A 17,731-nucleotide genomic window follows, 5' to 3' on the forward strand; every position below is an offset into this window, starting at 1 on the left:
CTATAAAATGCAGGTCGATAGGATTTGTCAAAGCGATCAGGCTGGGCCTCAAGGAGATCATTCCATGCGCGCAATCGGACATTTCATCGGTGGCAAGGAAGTCAAGGGCACCTCGGGCCGCACCGCCGACGTCTTCGAGCCGATGACCGGTGACGTCCAGGCCAAGGTGGCCCTGGCATCGAAAGCGGAAGTCCGTGCAGCCGTCGAGAACGCCCGCGCTGCACAGCCGGAATGGGCCGCGACCAATCCGCAGCGCCGTGCCCGCGTGATGACGAAATTCGTCGAACTGGTGCAGCGCGATTACGACAAGCTCGCCGAACTGCTCGCGCGCGAGCACGGCAAGACCGTGCCCGACGCCAAGGGCGACATCCAGCGCGGTCTTGAAGTCGCCGAGTTCGCCTGCGGCATTCCGCACTTGATGAAGGGTGAATACACCGAAGGCGCCGGACCCGGCATCGACATCTATTCGCTGCGCCAGCCGCTCGGCGTCGTCGCCGGCATCACGCCGTTCAATTTCCCGGCGATGATCCCGATGTGGAAGTTCGCGCCCGCCATCGCCTGCGGCAACGCCTTCATCCTGAAGCCCTCCGAGCGCGATCCGGGCGTGCCGATGAAGTTGGCCGAGCTGATGATCGAGGCGGGCCTGCCGGCCGGCATCCTCAACGTCGTCAACGGCGACAAGGAAGCGGTCGATGCGATCCTCGACGATCCCGACATCAAGGCGATTGGCTTCGTCGGCTCCACGCCGATCGCGCAGTACATCTATGAACGCGCAGCTCAAACCGGCAAGCGCTGCCAGTGCTTCGGCGGTGCCAAGAACCACGCCATCGTCATGCCCGATGCAGACATGGACCAGGCGGTCGACGCGCTGATCGGCGCCGGCTACGGCTCGGCCGGTGAGCGCTGCATGGCGGTATCGGTCGCCGTGCCGGTCGGCAAGGCCACCGCCGACCGTCTGATGGAGAAGCTGATCCCGCGCGTCGAGTCGCTCAAGATCGGCACCTCGATCGATCCCTCCGCCGATTACGGTCCGCTGGTGACGCGCGAGGCGGTCGAGAAGGTCAAGAGCTACATCGACATCGGCATCAAGGAGGGCGCGACGCTCGCGGTCGACGGCCGCGGCTTCAAGATGCAGGGCTACGAGAAGGGCTTCTATCTCGGCGGCTCGCTGTTCGACAACGTCACCAAGGACATGCGGATCTACAAGGAAGAGATTTTTGGCCCCGTGCTCTCGGTCGTGCGCGCGCATGACTATAAGGAAGCGCTGGCGCTGCCGTCGGACCACGACTACGGCAACGGTGTCGCGATATTCACTCGCGACGGCGACGCCGCGCGCGACTTTGCCGCCAAGGTGAACGTCGGCATGGTCGGCATCAACGTGCCGATCCCGGTGCCGATCGCTTACTACACTTTCGGCGGCTGGAAGAAGTCGGGCTTCGGTGATCTCAACCAGCACGGCCCGGACTCGATCCGCTTCTACACCAAGACCAAGACGGTGACCTCGCGCTGGCCGTCCGGCGTCAAGGAGGGCGCGGAGTTCTCGATCCCGCTGATGAAGTAATCCTTCTTGGAGCGAGGGCACGATGCAGTTCGCTCTGAACGAGGATCAGCTCGCGGTTCGCGACATGGCGCTGGCGTTTGCGGCGGAGAAGATCGCGCCGCATGCGCTGCGCTGGGACGAGGAGAAGCATTTCCCCGTCGAGGTGATGCGCGAGGCTGCAACGCTTGGCATGGGCGGAATCTACATCCGCGATGATGTCGGGGGCTCCGGCATGACACGGTTCGACGCGGCGCTGATCTTCGAGGCGCTCGCGACGGGCTGTCCGACCACCTCGGCCTTCATCTCCATCCACAACATGGCGTCCTGGATGATCGATGCCTTTGGCAGCGACGCCCAGCGCCAGAAGTGGCTGCCAAAGCTCTGCACCATGGAGTGGATTGCGAGCTATTGCCTGACCGAGCCGGGCGCTGGCTCGGATGCGGCGGCATTGCGCACCCGCGCGGTGCGCGACGGCGACGATTACGTCCTGAACGGGCAGAAGCAGTTCATCTCGGGCGCTGGCGGCACCGATATCCTGGTTGCGATGGTGCGCACCGGCGGCGATGGCGCCGGCGGCATCTCCACAATCGTCGTCGACGGTAAGACGCCTGGCGTCTCCTTCGGCGCCAATGAGCGCAAGATGGGCTGGAACGCACAGCCGACCCGCGCTGTGATGTTTGAGAATGCTCGCGTGCCGGTGGCCAATCGCCTGAGCGAGGAGGGCATCGGCTTCAAGATCGCCATGGCAGGGCTCGACGGCGGCCGTCTCAATATCACGGCGTGCTCGCTCGGCGGTGCGCAAGCCGCGCTCGACAAGGCGCGCACCTACATGAAGGAACGCAAAGCCTTCGGCAAGCAGCTCGACCAGTTCCAGGCGCTGCAATTTCGCCTCGCCGATATGGCGATCGAGCTCGAGGCTGCGCGCACCTTCCTCTGGCGCGCAGCCGCCGCGCTCGACCGCAAGGACCCGGATGCGACCATGCTCTGCGCCATGGCAAAGCGGTTCGGCACCGACGTCGGCTTCGAGGTCGCCAACCACGCGCTCCAGCTTCACGGTGGCTACGGCTACCTCAGCGAATACGGTATCGAGAAGATCGTGCGCGATTTGCGCGTGCACCAGATCCTCGAAGGCACCAACGAGATCATGCGGTTGATCGTGGCGCGCAAGCTGATCGAGGGCGCACGATGACGGTTATGATGGAAGAGGGCGACCTGATCGCGCGTGTCGAAGGTTCGGCCGGCGTGATCCGGCTCAACCGCCCCAAGGCGATCAACGCCGTGACGCTGGAGATGTTTCGCGACATCGAGAAAGCGCTCGACCGCTTCGAGGCCGATCCGGCCGTCGGCGTGATCCTTCTGGAAGGTGCCGGCGAGCGTGGCCTGTGCGCCGGCGGCGACATCCGCGCGCTCTGGGAGAGCTCGAAGGTCAATGGCGATCTCGGCAAGATCCTGTGGCGCGAGGAGTACATCCTCAACGCCCGGATCAAGAAGTTTCCAAAGCCCTATGTCGCCTTCATGGATGGCATCGTGATGGGCGGCGGTGTCGGCCTCTCCGCACATGCGAGCCATCGCGTCGTTACCGATCGTACCAAGCTGGCGATGCCCGAGGCCGGCCTCGGCTTCTTCCCGGATGTTGGCGGCACGTATCTGTTGTCGCACGCGCCGGGCGAGATTGGCACGTTCTTTGGTTTGACCGGCCAGACCATGAATGGCCCGGATGCGGTCTACGCGAAGTTTGCCGATGCCGTCGTGCCCGCTGCGAAGCTGCCGGAGCTGCGCGAGGCGCTCACGAAGGCTCCTCCGGGCGTGGCCGCGGCCGAGGTGAGCAAGCTCATCAGCAGATTTGCCACCGGCCAGACCGCGGGGCCCGTGGCCGCACAACAGGCGACGATCGATGCATTGTTCGCCTTCGATCGCATGGAAGAGATCGTTGCTGCACTCAAGGGCGATGGCTCGGATTTCGCGCAGTCTACGCTCAAGACACTCGGCGAGAAATCGCCGCGCGGCATGGTGGTGACGCTGAAGCTGTTGCGGCGAGCGCGCAAGGTGTCGACACTGGAAGAATGCCTCGTCCGCGAATACCGCGCCGCGCTCGAAGTCTTCCGCAGCGACGATTTTCGCGAGGGCGTGCGGGCCGCCGTGATCGACAAGGATCGCAACCCAAAATGGTCGCCGCCGCGAATCGAGGATGTCACGCCTGAGATGGTCGCACCGTACTTCGCCGAGATCGGCGCCGACGAGCTGAAATTCAACTAACGCTGCGAAACGCGCTCAAGCGGAGGAAACGAAAATGGCCACGATAGCATTCATCGGTCTCGGCAACATGGGCGGCCCGATGGCGGCCAACCTGGTCAAGGCCGGCCACAAGGTGGTCGCGTTCGACCTCGTCGAAGCCTCACGCAACCAGGCCAAGGCCGATGGCGCCAGCATCGCCGAGAGTGCGGCCGGTGCCGTGAGGGGCGCCGATGTCGTCGTCACCATGCTGCCGGCCGGCAAGCATGTGCTCGCCGTTTGGAAGGACGTCATTCCGGCGATGACCAAGGGCGCGCTGATCATCGACAGCTCGACGATCGACGTCGAAAGCGCGCGGCAGGCGCATGCGCTGGCTAGCCAGCATGGCGTGCTCTCCGTGGATGCGCCGGTCTCCGGCGGCACCGGCGGCGCCAAGGGTGCGACGCTTACCTTCATGTGCGGCGGCGACGACAAGGCGTTCGCTGCGGCAAAAACCGTGCTGGAGAAGATGGGCAAGAAGATCGTCCATTGCGGCGGCGCGGGCGCGGGGCAGGCGGCAAAGATCTGCAACAACATGATCCTCGGCATTTCCATGATCGCGGTCAGCGAGGCCTTTGCGCTCGCCGAAAAGCTCGGGCTCTCGCATCAGGCGCTGTTCGACGTCGCCGCGACCTCATCAGGCCAGTGCTGGTCGCTGACGACCTATTGCCCGGTGCCGGGCCCGGTGCCGACGTCACCTGCCAACAACGACTATAAGCCGGGCTTTGCCTCTGCGCTGATGGTGAAGGACCTGACCCTGGCGCAGGACGCCGCGAAGGCCGCAGGCGCAGCAACCCCGCTCGGCAAGCATGCGCAGGAGATCTATCAGTCTTTCGACGCAGCCGGTCACGGCGGGGTGGATTTTTCCGGAATTATCAAGCACGTTCGCAGCCTCGCTGGAGAATAGCGAGGGTTTGCTCGTGGCCCGAATGGAGCGAAGCGAAATCCGGGACAGCTTCTCCCAATTGCGTAGCCGGTCCCGGATTGCGCTTCGCTCCATCCGGGCTACGTTCGAAGGTCAATTTGACGGACTCGGACCATGACGACCTTTCAGGAAGCGCGTGCGTTTCTGCTTCAGCACCGCACGGACTACGCCGCCGCGGTCAAGGGATTTCGCTGGCCCGATCCGGTTCCCTTCAACTGGGCGCTCGACTGGTTCGACGCCGAGCTGGCGGCGAACGCTGACAGCAAGAATCGGCCCGCGCTCTGGATCGTCGATGCCGCGCAGGAGCGCGAGACCGAGCTTTCTTTCGAAACGCTGTCGCTCCGCTCCAACCAGGTTGCCAACTTCCTCCGCGCACAGGGCCTGAAGCGCGGCGATCATCTCCTGCTGTTGCTCGGAAACGTCGTTCCGCTCTGGGAGACCATGCTCGCAGCGATGAAGCTCGGCGTCGTCGTGATTCCGGCCACGACGCTGCTCACCGCGGATGAGCTGCGCGATCGTCTCGATCGCGGCAAGGCGAGGGCGGTGGTGGCGACGCAGGACCAGGTCGCCAAGTTCGCTAGCCTCGGTGCCGAGGGTCTCGTTCGCATCGTGGTGGGCGCAGCCTCCGACGGCTGGATCGCCTTTGAAGAAGCCGCAAAAGCTTCCGAGACGTTTACGCCGGATGGCCCAACGAACGCCGACGACCCGATGCTGCTCTATTTCACCTCGGGCACCACGGCAAAGCCAAAGCTCGTGCGGCACAGCCAGCGCAGCTATCCCGTCGGTCATCTCTCCACGATGTACTGGCTGGGCCTGCAGCCAGGCGACGTCCACCTCAACATCTCTTCGCCCGGCTGGGCCAAGCATGCCTGGAGCTGCTTCTTCGCGCCGTGGAACGCTGGCGCAACCATCTTCGTGGTCAACCAGCCGCGCTTCGACGCCAAGGGATTGCTCGCCACGATCGGCCGCTGCGGCGTCACCACGCTGTGCGCGCCGCCGACGGTGTGGCGGCTGTTCATCCAGGAGAACCTCGCCGCGTTCAAGGTGTCCTTGCGTGAGGCCTGCGGCGCCGGCGAGCCGCTCAATCCGGAAATCATCGATCAGGTGCGTGCCGCCTGGGGGCTGACCATCCGGGACGGCTACGGCCAGACCGAGACCACGGCGCTTGCCGGCAATTCGCCGGGTCAGAAAGTCAAGATCGGCTCGATGGGTCGGCCGCTGCCGGGTTTTCGCGTGCAGATCAGCGATGCCGACGGCAATCCTGCGAGGGAGGGCGAGGTGACGCTCGTGCTCGGCGACAGCCGTCCCGCCGGCCTGATGCAGGGCTATCAAAGCGACGACGGTCAATTGTCCGGCGCCGAAGGCGAGCTCTATCGCAGCGGCGACGTGGTGTTCGAAGACGAGGAGGGCTATCTCACCTTCGTCGGCCGTTCCGACGACGTGTTCAAATCCTCGGATTATCGCATCAGTCCGTTTGAGCTGGAAAGCGTGCTGCTCGAGCATGAGCTGGTTGCAGAAGCTGCGGTGGTGCCGAGCCCGGATCCGATCCGGCTCGCGATTCCCAAGGCCTTCGTGCTGCTGACCTCGGGCGCCGAGCGCTCGGCGGAGACCGCGCTGTCGATCTTCAGGCATCTGCACACGCGCCTTGCGCCGTTCAAGCGGATCCGGCGCATCGAGATCGTCACCGAGCTGCCGAAGACGATCTCTGGAAAAATCCGCCGCGTGCAGCTACGCAGGCTCGAGCGCGACGATGATCGCGACGATCCCCTGCGCGGCCGGGAATTCCGCGAGGAGGATTTTCCTGAGCTGCCGAAAACACGGAGTGAGACCTAAGTGAACGAAGTTTGGAAGAAGCCGCCGATCACGCTGGAGGCCTATCAGGCCCTGGTCGGCAAGGAGGTCGGCGTGTCGTCGTGGCACCTGATCGACCAGCCGCGCATCGACACCTATGCCGACGTGATCGAGGATCACCAGTTCATCCACGTCGATCCCGAGCGCGCCAGAGCGGAGACCGCGTTCGGCACCACGATCGCGCATGGCTTCCTGACGATGTCGCTGCTGTCGATCATGTCCTATGAGGTGATGCCGGTCATCGCCGGCACCACGATGGGCGTGAACTACGGTTTTGATAAGCTGCGCTTCATCTCGCCGGTGCGCTCGGGCAAGCGCGTCCGCGGCCGGTTCGTGCTGGCGGAAGCAAAACTCCGCAAGCCCACGGAATTGCAGTCCCGCACCAATGTCACGGTTGAGATCGAGGGCGAAGACAAGCCGGCGCTGGTCGCCGAGTGGCTCGGGTTGATCTATTTCGCCTGACCGCCTTCAGTCGCTACCGGACTTGACCCGGCCATTCATCACTGATCAAAACGCTGTCAAATCGGCGCGCGCTCGCACCCTCTCCCCTTGTGGGAGAGGGTGCCTCGCGGAACGCGAGGCGGGTGAGGGGTCTCTCTCCGCGAGCGCATCTGTGGAGACAATCCCTCATCCGGCGCGCTGCGCGCACCACCTTCTCCCGCAAGGGGAGAAGGAAGAAAGGAACAGCACTCATGGCAATCAGGTTTGACGGACGCGTCGCCATCGTCACTGGCGCGGGCAACGGTCTGGGGCGGGCGCATGCTTTGGGGCTCGCGAGCCGCGGCGCCAAGGTCGTGGTCAACGATTTCGGCGGCGCGCGCGATGGCACCGGAGCCTCGCTGTCGCCGGCGGAGGCCGTCGTCGAGGAGATCCGCAAGGCGGGCGGCACCGCGATGGCTGACGGCGCGGATGTCTCCAATTTCGAGCAGGTCACTGCGATGGTCGAGCGCGCCACCAGGGAATGGGGCAGCGTCGACCTGCTCTGCGCCAATGCCGGCATCCTGCGCGACAAGTCCTTCGCCAAGATGGAAGCAGCCGATTTCCAGAAGGTGCTCGACGTGCACCTCGTCGGCACGTTCTACTGCTGCAAGGCGGTGTGGGCCGGCATGCGTGACCGCAACTACGGACGCATCGTGCTGACGACGTCGTCGTCCGGCCTCTACGGCAATTTCGGACAGGCCAATTACGGCGCGGCGAAGTCCGGCATGGTCGGCCTGATGAACGTGCTTGCGGAAGAGGGCCGCAAGACCGACATCCGCGTCAACATCATCTCGCCGACGGCCGCGACCCGCATGACGGAGGAGCTGCTGCCGCCGCAGGCGCTGCAATTGATGAGGCCGGAGGCGATCACGCCGGCGGTCGAATACATGCTCAGCGAGGACGCCCCGACCCGAACCATCATGGGCGCTGGCGCCGGCTCGTTCGCGGTAATCAGGATCGTCGAGAGCGAGGGAATCAACCTGGCGCAGGCGGACTGGACGCCGGACGCGATCGCCGCCCATTTCGCCGAGATCAGCGACATGTCGAAGGCCAAGGCGCTGCAGGGCGCATTCGAGCAGACGCAGAAATACGTCGCGCAGGCGGCCGCGCGTGCGGGGGTAAAACTCTGACCAACGTCGCCGTCATCGGCGCCGGTCCCGCCGGGCTGATGGCGGCGGAGGTGTTGGCGGCGGGCGGCGCTGCCGTCACTGTCTACGACGCCATGCCCTCTGCGGGGCGTAAATTCCTGATGGCCGGCCGTGGTGGGCTCAACCTCACGCATACCGAGCCGCTGCCGCAGTTCATCGCGCGCTACCGCGAGGCGGCACCCAAGCTGCAAGCTGCAATCGACGCGTTTCCGCCGGACGGCTTGCGTGAGTGGTGCGAGGGACTGGGTGAGCCGACCTTCGTCGGCAGCAGCGGACGTGTGTTTCCGAAGGCTTTCAAGGCATCGCCCTTGCTGCGGGCCTGGTTGCTGCGGCTTGATGCCGGCGGCGTTCAGTTTGCATTTCGCCACCGCTGGACCGGATGGGACGACGAGGGGCGGCTGTTGTTTCTGACGCCCAACGGCCCTTCCACCATCGGCGCCGATGCCACCGTGCTCGCGCTCGGCGGCGCAAGCTGGCCGCGGCTGGGCTCCGATGGCGGCTGGGCCAAAGTGCTGGCCGGGAAGGGCGTGACGCTCTCGCCGCTACGGCCTGCGAATTGCGGCTTCACGGTCGCCTGGTCCGAAGTGTTCCGGACGCGCTTTGAAGGCCAGCCGCTGAAAGGCATTGCCTTCGTCTTCGGCGGACACACGGCGCGCGGCGAGGCGATCATCACGCATAGTGGCATCGAAGGCGGCGCAATCTATGCGTTGTCGGCCGAATTGCGCGAGGCGATTGCCGCAAGGGGCGAGGCGATTTTGCACGTCGCTCTGCGGCCTGATCTCGATCGCGGCGCGCTCACCACGCGGCTCTCCGCGCCGCGCGGCAAGCAGTCGCTTTCGAACTTCCTGCGCAAAGCGGGTCAGCTCTCGCCAGCCGCCGCTGGTCTGCTGCAGGAGGCGGCGATCAAGGAGGGGCTGTCGCTCTCATCGCTGCCGCCCGCGCGCCTCGCCGAACTGATCAACGCAGTGTCGATCAAGCTGACCGGCGTCGCGCCGATCGCGCGCGCGATCTCCAGCGCCGGCGGGATTTCGTTCGACGAGCTCGACGCCGATTTCATGATCCGCAAGTTGCCCGGCGTCTTCGCCGCCGGAGAGATGCTGGATTGGGAAGCACCGACGGGGGGCTATCTGTTGCAGGCGACCTTCGCGACGGGAGCGGCCGCGGGCAGAGGCGTGTTGAAGTGGCTCTCGAAATCGTAGGGTGGGCAAAGCGAAGCGTGCCCACCATTTTCATGGCAACCGAAAAGGTGGGCACGGCGCTTTGCGCCTTTGCCCACCCTACGGACTACGGCAGAATCCCTGTGCGCTCCTACCGCAACTTCCCGCGGGCAGCGACCGGCAACGTGCCGATGATCTCATCGTCGCGCACCATCACGACCTCGTCCATCATGTTGACGACGACGCAGACGTGGTTCGGCACGATGCGCACGACGTCGCCGACGTTCGGCCGGGTGTTGCTGCGGGAGAGATCGAGAAAACCGTGCTCCTCGGCGAAGCGCGCGATCTTGGCCTCGGGGTGCTCCAGGATCAGGCCATGGCCGTCGAGCCCGCCGGTATCGGTGGTCAGCGTCTTCGAACCCGCATCGAGGATGCCGCGCTCGGGCGCGGCGCGGCTGACGACCGTGGAGTAGATATGCAGCGCGCAGTCGTCCCAGGTGGCGACGCCGGCTGCGACCTGCATGCGGTCGTTGTAGATATAGGTGCCGAAGCGATGCTCGGTGCCCCCCTTCAGCTTGCCGATATTGACGAGGTTCGGCGTACCACCCGTCGAGACGATCGTGGCGTCCAGCCCAAGTGCGCGCACGCCGGCCAGCGCCTCATCGTAGAATTTCTGCGCGTCGACCCAGCCTGTCTCGGTCGGATAGAGCATGAAGCCGGCGAAATGCAGTCCCTTGGAGGCCGCGATCTCGCGCGCCAGTGCAATCGCCTCAGCCGGCGTCTCGACGCCCGCGCGCTTGCGTCCCGTGTCGCACTCGACGACGACGGACAGCGGCCGGCCTGAGGCCGCTGCCGCCTTGGGCAATCCGGCAATAACCGTGGAGTTGTCGGCCGCCACCGTCATATTGGCCTTGGCTTGCAGCGCCCCCAGGCGCGCCATCTTCTCCTCGCCGAGCAGATTGTAGCTGATCAGGATGTTGTCGATGCCGGCATTGGCCATGATCTCGGCCTCGCCTAGCTTCTGGCAGGTGATGCCTTTCGCACCCGCCGCCACCTGCATTTTTGCCAGCGTCGGGTTCTTGTGCGTCTTGATGTGCGGCCGGTTGGCAACGCTGGCATCATCGCAGGCCTTCTGGATCCGCGCGATGTTGCGCTCGACCTTGTCCATGTCGATGACGGCACAGGGTGTGCCATATTCACGGGCGATCTTGACGGCGAGGGGCGTGGTCATCTGATCTCTCTATTCTCGGTCCCGTAGGATGGGTAGAGCGAAGCGAAACCCATCAGAACCAATCCCGTTGTGCGATGGGTTTCGCTGCGCTCTACCCATCCTACGATTTTTACGACCTAAGCCTGTTCGATTTCTTCACGGAGCATTTCGAGTTCAAGCCAGCGCTCTTCCGCAGCGGAAAGTTCCTCATGCGCCTTGGCGATCGCGGCAGATGTATCGTCGAATTTCTTGCGATCCTTGGCGTAGAGGTTGGGATCGTCGAGGACGCGCTGCAATTTCCCGATGTCGGCATGCAGGGTGTCGATCTTCTTCGGTAGCGTTTCTAGCGCATGCTTCTCGTTGAAGCTCAGCCGCCGTTTTGGTGCGGACGTAGGAACGGCGGGACGCTCTTCCTTCTTCTCGGCAGAGGCCTGCGCCTTCACGGTCTCGCGTTTCAGGTCGGCGCCGCGCTGCGCCAGCATGTCACTGTAGCCGCCGGCATATTCGATCCAGCGGCCGTTGCCCTCGGGCGCGATCACCGAGGTCACGACGCGGTCGAGGAAGTCGCGGTCGTGGCTGATCAGGATCACCGTGCCCTCGTAATCGCCGAGCATCTCCTCGAGCACGTCGAGCGTTTCCAGGTCGAGATCGTTGGTCGGCTCGTCCAGCACCAATAGGTTGGACGGCTTTGCCAGCGCGCGCGCCAGCATCAGGCGGCCGCGCTCGCCGCCAGACAGCACTTCGAGCGGCGTGCCGCGCTGCTCGTGCACGAACAGAAAGTCCTTCATGTAGCCGACCACGTGCTTCGGCTTGCCGCCGACCATGACGTGGTCGCCGCGGCCGCCGGTGAGCGCCTCGGCGAGCGTCGATTTGGGATCGAGGCTTTCGCGGTGCTGGTCGAGCGTCGCCATCTCCAGATTGGCTCCTAACCGCACGGTGCCGGAGTCCGGCTCCGTCCCGCCGGTCAAGAGGTTGACCAGCGTGGTCTTGCCGGCGCCGTTCGGCCCGATGATGCCGAGCCGGTCGCCGCGCTGGATGCGGGTGGAGAAATTCTCCACGATCCTGCGCTCGCCATAGGCCTTGGTGATGGCCTTCGCCTCGATCACCAGCTTGCCGGAGGCTTCCGCTTCCGCCGCGGCGAGGTTGGCGCTGCCGGCCGTGCCGCGATAATTGCGCCGCTGCGCGCGCAACGCATGCAGATTGGCGAGCCGCTTGACGTTGCGCTTGCGCCGGCCCGAGACGCCGTGGCGCAGCCAGTGCTCCTCGTCGACGATCTTGCGGTCGAGCTTGTGCTGGTCGCGCTCTTCTTCGGCCAGCACCTCGTCGCGCCAGGCCTCGAACGAGGCAAAACCGCGATCAATCTGCTTGATCCTGCCGCGATCGAGCCAGGCAGTCGAGCGCGAGAGATTGGAAAGGAAGCGGCGGTCGTGGCTGATCAGCACCAGCGCGCTGCGCCGGCTGTCGAGCTCTTGCTCCAGCCATTCGATGGTGGTGAGGTCGAGATGGTTGGTCGGCTCGTCCAGCAGCAGGATATCGGGCGAGGGCGCCAGCACCCGGGCCAGCGCAGAGCGGCGGGCTTCGCCGCCGGAGAGATTGGCCGGATTCTCCTCGCCCGTGAGCCCGAGCTGCTCCAGCAGATAGCGCGCCTGATGGTGGTCGTCGCCGGGCGCGAGCCCGGCCTCGACATAGGCGAGCGTGGTCGCATGAGCGCCGAAATCCGGCTCCTGCGGCAAATAGCGGATCGTCGCGCCCGGTTGCACGAAGCGCGTGCCGCCGTCCGGCTCGACGAGGCCGGCCGCGATCTTGAGCAGCGTCGATTTGCCCGAGCCGTTGCGCCCGATCAGGCAGACGCGCTCGCCTGGCGCGACGTTGAGCTCGACGCTCGTGAGCAAAGGTGTGCCGCCGAATGTGAGGCGGATGTCTTTCAGCTGGATCAGAGGCGGCGCCATGATCAGCCCTTGACCGTTGCGGCCTGCTCGGCGCGGCGGCGCTGGATGCGGCGGATGGTCTGGTCCAGCGCGGACAGGAAGGCTGAACGATCGCGCGGCGCGAACGATCGCGGGCCGCCGGTGACTTCTCCGGCCGAGCGCAGATCCGTCATCAGGTTGCGCACCGCGAGCGTCATGCCGATGGATTCCTCGGTGAACGGCTTGCCGTTCGGCGCGATGACGTCGGCACCCGTTTTCACGCAGCGGCTCGCGAGCGGGATGTCGGCGGTGATCACGATATCGCCGTCACCGGCGCGCTCTGCGATCCAGTTGTCAGCAGCGTCCATGCCGGCGCCCGCTGCGACACGCTCGATCAGCGGGTCCTGGGGCACACGGATGAAATTGCCCGCGACGACGCTCACGGGCACGCCATGCCTGACAGCGACGCGATAGATCTCGTCCTTGACCGGACAGGCGTCGGCGTCGACATAGATGCGGGGCGTGGCTGGGGGGCTCGTCATCGGTCGCGTGGTACCGCATTCGCCGCCCAATGGCGAGGGGATTGACCGCTGTTCCTGCGGGCCTACGATCGGCCTCTGAAGCAACAAAAATCAGGGGCAAAGGCGACAGCATGCCGACCCGGCTCGAAACCTACCGTGTTGAGGCCTACAACACCGCCAAACAATCTGAAAACAAGATGCACGACGACTCCGTGGCGCGCCGCTTCGGCTTTTCCGGCGGGCTGGTTCCCGGCGTCGACGTCATGGCCTACATGATGCACGTGCCGGTCGTCCGCTGGGGCCGCGATTTTCTCGCCCACGGCTTGATCGAGGCGCGCTTCGTCAAGCCGGTCTACGACGGCGAGATGGCCGACGTCGACGCGGTCGAGCACAACGGCGTGCTCACGATCGAGGTGTTTTCGCGCGGAGAGCTCTGCGCGACGGGAACGGCGTCGCTGGCCGAGTCTGCGCCAGCGGTCGCCTTGAGCGACTATGTCGAGGTCCCCGCCGTCGCGGAGCGCAAGCCTGTCAATTCGGCCACCTTCGAGGTCGGCAAATGGTTCGGCATCACGCCGCGCCGCTGGGCGGGGCAGGCTGCTGCGGAATACCTCACTGAGGTCAGGGAGACCGATCCGATTTTCGCGCGGGAAGGGCTTGGTCATCCAGGCGTGATCCAGCGCGTTATGAACCGCGTGCTGGTCGACAACACCGTTCTGGGACCATGGATCCACGTTGGAAGCTGCATGCAGTTGCTGTCGGCCACGCGCGCCGGCGACGAGATCACCGCGCGCGCAAAAGTTACCGCGAACTACGAGAAGAAGGGCCACCGTTTCGTCGAATTCGACGCGCTCGTCGTCGCCAACGGCAAGACGCCGCTCGCCCACTGCCAGCATGTTGCGATCTATCAGCCGCGCGAGGAGGCGGCGGCGTAACGCGGGAAGGGGCACATCGGCACCCATCGTCATGCCCGGGCTTGTCCCGGGCATCCACGTTCTTGGTGCCCTTAGGCGTGGATGGCCGGGTCAAGCCCGGCCATGACGACGGAGAGAAAGCGTAGGCCTTACGCCGCCCCCTTCGCGTCCTGAATCGCCCGCCACACCCGTTCCGGCGTTAGCGGCATGTCGATGTGCTTGATGCCGTAGTCGGACAGCGCGTCGACCACTGCGTTCACCACCGTCGACAGGCTGCCTGCGCAGCCCGCTTCGCCGCAGCCCTTGGTGCCCAGCGGATTGCTCGTCGCCGGCACCGGGTGATCGCCGACGCTCATGAACGGAACGTCTTCCGCGCGCGGCAGCGCGTAGTCCATCAGCGATCCCGTGATCGGCTGACCACTCTCGTCGTAGCGGACATGCTCCATCAGCGCCTGGCCGATGCCCTGGACGACGCCGCCATGGAGCTGGCCCGCGACCAGCATCGGATTGATCACCGTGCCGAAATCGTTCACCGCGCTGTAGCGCACGATCTCCACCACGCCGGTGTCAGGATCGATCTCGACCTCGGCGACGTGGCAGCCGTTCGGGAAGGCTGATGGCACCGGCTCGGTGGTGTGGTCGACGTCGAGCGAGGGGGGCACGCCCTCCGGCACCTTTCCGTCATGCAGGCGCTTGGCCAGGTCCATGATGTTGATGCTGCGGTCGGTGCCGGCGATGGTAAAGCGGCCGTCGGCGAACTCGATGTCGGCCTCGGACGCTTCCATGAAGTGCGCCGCGGCGCGTTTGCCCTTCTCGATGACGAGGCGAGAGCTTTCCACGATAGCCATGCCGCTGGCGGTGATCGAGCGCGAGCCGCCGGTACCGTTGCCGGTGTGGACGATGTCGCTGTCACCCTGCACGAGTTTCACGTTCTCGAAGGGCACGCCAAGCTGCGCGCACAGCACCTGCGTGAACGGCGTCGCGTGGCCCTGGCCGTAGTCGAGCGTGCCGGTGATGAGCTGCACCGTGCCATCGGGATCGAACACGATCTTGCCAAGCTCGACGCCGGGAGGAGCGGTGACCTCGAGATAGGAGCCGATCGCGATGCCGCGCAGCTTGCCGCTCTTCTTGCTCTCCTTCTTGCGCTTGGAGAAGCTCTCGTAGTCCGACAGCTCCAGCGCCTTGTTGAATACGGCCTGGAAGTCGCCGCTGTCGTAGGTCACGCCTGAGGAGGCCGGGAACGGCATCTGGTTCGGCTTGATGAAGTTGCGCTTGCGCAAGGTCAGCCGGCTGATCCCCATCTCGTCGGCGGCGCGGTCGATCAGCCGCTCCATGTAGTAGTTCGCCTCGGGCCGGCCGGCGCCGCGATAGGCCCCCATCAAGGTGGTGTTGGTCAACACCGTCTTGATGTCGACCGCCATCAACGGCGTGCGGTAGACGCTGGAGAAATTCTTTCCGGTGTTGAGCGAGAGCGGGCTCGGCGCGACACCGGTGATGTAGGCGCCGAGATTGCCATAGCCGGAGAGCTTCGCTGCGAGGAAATGCCCCTCGGCATCGAGGGCCAGCTCGGCGTGGATCTTCTGGGCGCGGCCGTGGCTGTCGGAAAGGAAGCTGGTCGAGCGCTCATCGGTCCACTTCACCGGACGGCCCAGCGCCTTCGCCGCAAACAGGATGCACATGTATTCGGGGTAGTTGATGTTCTTCATGCCGAAGGAGCCGCCGACATTGGCGGTGAGGATGCGCACCTTCTCGTTCGGCACCTTCAGGTTCTTGGCGAGATTGGCACGGTTGCCCGAAACGCCCTGCGTCGGCACCTGGATGGTGTAGCGCTCGGTCTTCTTGTCGTAGGAGGCGAGCCCCACGCGCGGCTCCATCGAGACCACGGCGACGCGGGTGTTCTCGATGTCGAGCTTGGTCACGTGCGCGGCGCTGGCGAAGGCCGCCGCGACCTTCTCGGCATCGCCAAAGTGATAGTCGAGTGCGACGTTGCCCGGGATGTGGTCGTAAAGCTGCGGCGCGCCGGCTTGTGCGGCCTCCTCGGGATCGGTGACCGCGGGGAGGGGTTCGATATCGGCCTCTACGGCTTCCGCGGCGTCGCGCGCCTGGGCCAGCGTCTCCGCCACCACGAAGGCGATGGGATCGCCGACGAAGCGGACCTTGTCGGTCGCAAGCGGCTGGCGGTTGGTCTGAAGCAGCGGCGAGCCGTCGCGGTTCTTCAGTGGCAGGCCGCAGGTGAAGGGGCCGTAGCCGGCGGCGTTAAGGTCCGTGCCGGTCCACACGCCCAGCACGCCCGGCATCGCCTTGGCCGCCTCGATGCCGATGCCGCGGATCACGCCATGCGCGTGGGTCGAGCGAACGATCACGGCATAGGTTTGGCTCGGCAGGTTGAAATCGTCGGTATAGCGGCCCATGCCGCGCACCAGCGTATCGTCCTCCTTGCGGCGGACCGGCTGTCCGACGCCGTATTTTTGCAGTGCAATAGCGTTTTCGAGCGAGGACGATTTGGTGTGTTCTTGCATGAAAGTGACCTGAAAAGCCGGCATTTGCGCGTTTTTCGCGGGCGGTGGAGGGGCCGGACCCCGTTCAGATAACGCACGGGCCCGTTCACGACAACGCACGAATAGGCATGGTCCCATTGTGAAGGGTTGTTGCGTGAGGCCCAAGCGCTGCTAAAGTTTCCCGCGAAAAAGCAATTCCGGATCGGCCCTGTCGGGCCGTGGAAAGACCGTTTGTATGAATGACCACACGCGGCTCCGCGACGGCCTTGCGCCGCACGGAGAGCTGAGGGCGATGGCCACGGCGGCGCTGGCCGTCCAACCGGCCGTCCCTGCGCAATTGTCGGGAACCGGCGTCTATGCGGCGCTGGACCTCGGCACCAATAACTGCCGATTGCTGATCGCCTGTCCGACCAGCGACGGGTTTCGCGTGGTCGATTCCTTCTCACGCATCATCCGGCTCGGCGAGGGCGTTTCGGCCACCGGCTGCATCAGCGAGGCCGCGATCGAGCGCGCCATCGCGGCGCTCAGCATCTGCCGCGACAAGATCGAGCTGCGCAAAGCGCGGCGGCTGCGGCTGATCGCGACGGAGGCCTGCCGCGCCGCGTCGAACGCGGAGGGCTTTCGCAGCCGCGTAGCGGCCGAGACCGGCATCGAGCTCGAGGTGATCGACCGCGAGACCGAGGCCGCGCTCGCCGTGCTCGGCTGCTCGCCGCTGGTCGACCCCAGGGGGCGCGGCGCGATCCTGTTCGACATCGGCGGCGGCTCGACCGAGCTGGTTCGGATCGAGCGCGACCCGACCGACGAGAATCCGCAGCCGCGCATCAAGGCCTGGATGTCGATTCCGCTGGGCGTCGTCACGCTCGCCGAGCAGTTCGGCGGCCGGGATGTAACGCGCGAGACCTACGCGGCGATGGAAGAGGAGGTCGCCCGGCATGTCGCGCCCTTTGCCGAGGAACATGGTCGCGATCTTGCCGGTATGCACCTGCTCGGCACGTCGGGCACGGTAACGACGCTCGCCGGCATTCACCTCAATCTGGCGCGCTACGACCGCCGCCGCATCGACAGCATCTGGATGGACGATGCCGACATCACGGCAACCATCGAGAAGCTGCTCGGCATGAGCTATGAGGAGCGCGCCAACAACAACTGCATCAGCATCGAGCGCGCCGATCTCGTGCTCGCCGGCTGTGCCATCCTCGATGCCATCCGCCGCGCCTTCCCGTTGCCGCGCCTGCGCGTCGCCGACCGGGGTCTTCGCGAAGGCATGCTGGTCGAGATGATGCGCGAGGATGGCGCGCTCAGGAGCTGGTGA

General features: G+C 65.3%; 13 protein-coding genes and 1 pseudogene. 10 read left to right on the forward strand and 4 right to left on the reverse strand.

Features of this window, described 5'->3' with window-relative positions; all coding sequences use genetic code 11:
- Positions 1-64 precede the first annotated feature (64 nt).
- The 8 genes and pseudogenes from Q3C01_RS02325 (at position 65) to Q3C01_RS02360 (ending at position 9,414) form a co-directional block, all read left to right on the forward strand.
- Entirely contained in the window at positions 65-1,561 is a 1,497-nt protein-coding gene (locus Q3C01_RS02325) for a CoA-acylating methylmalonate-semialdehyde dehydrogenase (protein ID WP_458143498.1), read from the forward strand.
- A gap of 22 nt (positions 1,562-1,583) precedes the next feature.
- The gene (locus tag Q3C01_RS02330) at positions 1,584-2,729 is read left to right on the forward strand and encodes an isobutyryl-CoA dehydrogenase (protein ID WP_458143500.1); all 1,146 of its coding nucleotides are present in this window, start codon (positions 1,584-1,586) and stop codon (positions 2,727-2,729) included.
- The gene (locus tag Q3C01_RS02335; RefSeq protein WP_458143502.1) at positions 2,726-3,796 is read left to right on the forward strand and encodes an enoyl-CoA hydratase/isomerase family protein; all 1,071 of its coding nucleotides are present in this window, start codon (positions 2,726-2,728) and stop codon (positions 3,794-3,796) included. Before Q3C01_RS02330 ends, Q3C01_RS02335 begins: the two co-directional genes overlap by 4 nt.
- A 19-nt stretch (positions 3,797-3,815) precedes the next feature.
- Positions 3,816-4,718: pseudogene (gene mmsB, locus Q3C01_RS02340) on the forward strand (3-hydroxyisobutyrate dehydrogenase); the annotation flags it as partial.
- Positions 4,719-4,850: 132 nt separating this feature from the next.
- Positions 4,851-6,569, forward strand: coding sequence for an AMP-binding protein (locus Q3C01_RS02345; protein WP_458143504.1), 1,719 nt, complete (start codon positions 4,851-4,853; stop codon positions 6,567-6,569).
- Complete coding sequence (locus tag Q3C01_RS02350) at positions 6,570-7,049, forward strand: MaoC family dehydratase (RefSeq protein ID WP_458143506.1); 480 nt, start codon at positions 6,570-6,572, stop codon at positions 7,047-7,049.
- Positions 7,050-7,279: 230 nt separating this feature from the next.
- Positions 7,280-8,197: an SDR family NAD(P)-dependent oxidoreductase gene (locus Q3C01_RS02355; protein WP_458143508.1), complete on the forward strand. Its 918-nt coding sequence runs from the start codon at positions 7,280-7,282 to the stop codon at positions 8,195-8,197.
- The gene (locus Q3C01_RS02360) at positions 8,194-9,414 is read left to right on the forward strand and encodes a BaiN/RdsA family NAD(P)/FAD-dependent oxidoreductase (RefSeq protein ID WP_458143572.1); all 1,221 of its coding nucleotides are present in this window, start codon (positions 8,194-8,196) and stop codon (positions 9,412-9,414) included. Before Q3C01_RS02355 ends, Q3C01_RS02360 begins: the two co-directional genes overlap by 4 nt.
- A 109-nt stretch (positions 9,415-9,523) precedes the next feature.
- On the opposite strand, the gene Q3C01_RS02365 is transcribed toward Q3C01_RS02360, so the two are convergent.
- From Q3C01_RS02365 to Q3C01_RS02375, 3 genes are all read right to left on the reverse strand, one after another.
- Positions 9,524-10,603, reverse strand: coding sequence for a D-TA family PLP-dependent enzyme (locus Q3C01_RS02365; RefSeq protein ID WP_458143510.1), 1,080 nt, complete (start codon positions 10,601-10,603; stop codon positions 9,524-9,526).
- A gap of 116 nt (positions 10,604-10,719) precedes the next feature.
- Positions 10,720-12,531, reverse strand: a complete 1,812-nt coding sequence (locus Q3C01_RS02370) for an ABC-F family ATP-binding cassette domain-containing protein (RefSeq protein ID WP_458143512.1) — start codon at positions 12,529-12,531, stop codon at positions 10,720-10,722.
- Between the two features lie 2 nt (positions 12,532-12,533).
- Positions 12,534-13,031, reverse strand: a complete 498-nt coding sequence (locus Q3C01_RS02375) for a YaiI/YqxD family protein (RefSeq protein ID WP_458143514.1) — start codon at positions 13,029-13,031, stop codon at positions 12,534-12,536.
- 110 nt (positions 13,032-13,141) lie between these two features.
- On the opposite strand from Q3C01_RS02375, the gene Q3C01_RS02380 reads away from it, so the two are divergent.
- A complete protein-coding gene (locus Q3C01_RS02380) occupies positions 13,142-13,942 on the forward strand; it encodes a hypothetical protein (RefSeq protein WP_458143516.1) in 801 nt (266 codons plus the stop codon).
- Positions 13,943-14,070: 128 nt separating this feature from the next.
- Here Q3C01_RS02380 and Q3C01_RS02385 read toward each other — a convergent pair whose 3' ends face one another.
- Positions 14,071-16,440, reverse strand: a complete 2,370-nt coding sequence (locus Q3C01_RS02385; protein WP_458143518.1) for a xanthine dehydrogenase family protein molybdopterin-binding subunit — start codon at positions 16,438-16,440, stop codon at positions 14,071-14,073.
- A 214-nt stretch (positions 16,441-16,654) separates the two neighbouring features.
- Here Q3C01_RS02385 and Q3C01_RS02390 point away from each other — a divergent pair, with 214 nt between their 5' ends.
- Positions 16,655-17,731: a Ppx/GppA phosphatase family protein gene (locus Q3C01_RS02390; RefSeq protein ID WP_458143520.1), complete on the forward strand. Its 1,077-nt coding sequence runs from the start codon at positions 16,655-16,657 to the stop codon at positions 17,729-17,731.

It is taken from the genome of Bradyrhizobium sp. UFLA05-109 (assembly GCF_054185165.1).